Origin of the sequence: Streptomyces sp. MnatMP-M17, assembly GCF_900091995.1 — a bacterium.
In the GTDB taxonomy this organism is placed as follows: Bacteria; Actinomycetota; Actinomycetes; order Streptomycetales; family Streptomycetaceae; genus Streptomyces.
In genome coordinates this window covers 1-1,488 of the sequence record NZ_FMDK01000219.1, presented here as the reverse complement: position 1 = coordinate 1,488, position 1,488 = coordinate 1, and the positions used below count along the sequence as shown (strand labels likewise).

Below are 1,488 nucleotides of genomic sequence, written 5' to 3'. Positions count from 1 at the left end.
CGACGGCGGCCAGCGCCGTCCCGGCCGGGGCGGTGACGAGCACGTCGCACGCGCGTCCGGCGGCATGGCCGCCGCGCGGCGCGAGGACGGTCAGCCGGATCTGCATCGCCGTCAGCGGTCCCTTCTGCGCGGGGTGCCCGGCAGGGGGACGCTCTGTGATTCCCCCCACCACGCACGGACGCGTCGCCCGGTACAGGTCGGCACGGACGGTGCGGCCCCCCAACTCCACACCTTCGCGTGCTGGGGGCATCCTCGCATCTGCCAGTGACAACACGCCCGGCGACCGAGGGCAAGTGATCTTGAATGGTCGGCTGTTGGCGGAAAAGTGCCTGCCGGTTCATCGGTTCGGGACGGCTTGTGACCATCCGTGATGCCCTCCGACCTGCTGTTCGGCAACCATCCGCCGTATGTGAGCGTCTTTCCTCCGAACACGACCGGTGCGGGACAGGAAGATGACCGGCCGGTGATCCCTTCCGTGATCCGTTCGGCGACCCGTTCGGGCGGTCTAAAGTGGGTCGGACGCCCGGGACGCCCGGAGCCACGGATGACCACGACCAGCAGGGAGCGCATGACGTGCGGCCGGTAGGCAGCAAGTACCTGCTCGAGGAGCCGCTCGGACGCGGCGCCACGGGCACCGTCTGGCGCGCCCGTCAGCGGGAGACCGCGGGTGCCGAGGCGGCCGTGGCCGGCCAGCCCGGCGAGACCGTCGCGATCAAGGTCCTCAAGGAGGAGCTGGCGAACGACGCGGATGTCGTGATGCGTTTCCTGCGCGAGCGCTCCGTACTGCTCCGGCTCACCCATCCCAATATCGTCCGCACCCGCGATCTGGTTGTGGAGGGCGATCTCCTCGCCCTCGTCATGGACTTGGTCGACGGTCCCGATCTGCACCGCTATCTGCGGGACAACGGGCCCTTCTCACCGGTCGCGGCGGCCTTGCTGACCGCCCAGATCGCGGACGCGCTCGCCGCCAGCCACGCCGACGGCGTCGTGCACCGGGACCTCAAGCCCGCCAATGTCCTGCTCAAGGACGACGGTGCCGGAATGCACCCGATGCTCACGGACTTCGGCATCGCCCGGCTCGCCGACTCCCCGGGACTGACCCGTACGCACGAGTTCGTCGGCACTCCCGCCTATGTCGCGCCCGAGTCCGCCGAAGGCCGCCCGCAGACCTCCGCCGTCGACATCTACGGCGCGGGCATCCTGCTGTACGAGCTGGTCACGGGCCGTCCGCCGTTCGCCGGCGCGACCGCGCTGGAGGTGCTCCACCGCCATCTCAGCGAGGAGCCCCGCCGTCCCACCACCGTGCCCGAGCCGCTGTGGACGGTCATAGAGCGCTGTCTGCGCAAGGACCCGGCCCAGCGGCCCAGCGCCCAGAACCTCGCCCGCGCCCTGCGGACCGTCGCCGCCGGTGTCGGAGTGCACTCCACACCCGCCCAGGTCGACGCGGCGCTGGGAGTCGGCGCGCTCCTCGCGCCCGATCCGGCGCCC

The 1,488-nt window shown here is 71.3% G+C and carries 1 protein-coding gene; it reads left to right on the top strand.

Going from position 1 to position 1,488, the window contains the following annotated elements; all coding sequences use genetic code 11:
- Positions 1–573 precede the first annotated feature (573 nt).
- Positions 574–1,488 (top strand): serine/threonine-protein kinase (locus GA0115259_RS10705; protein ID WP_141716515.1); only part of this gene is annotated, 915 nt, incomplete at its 3' end.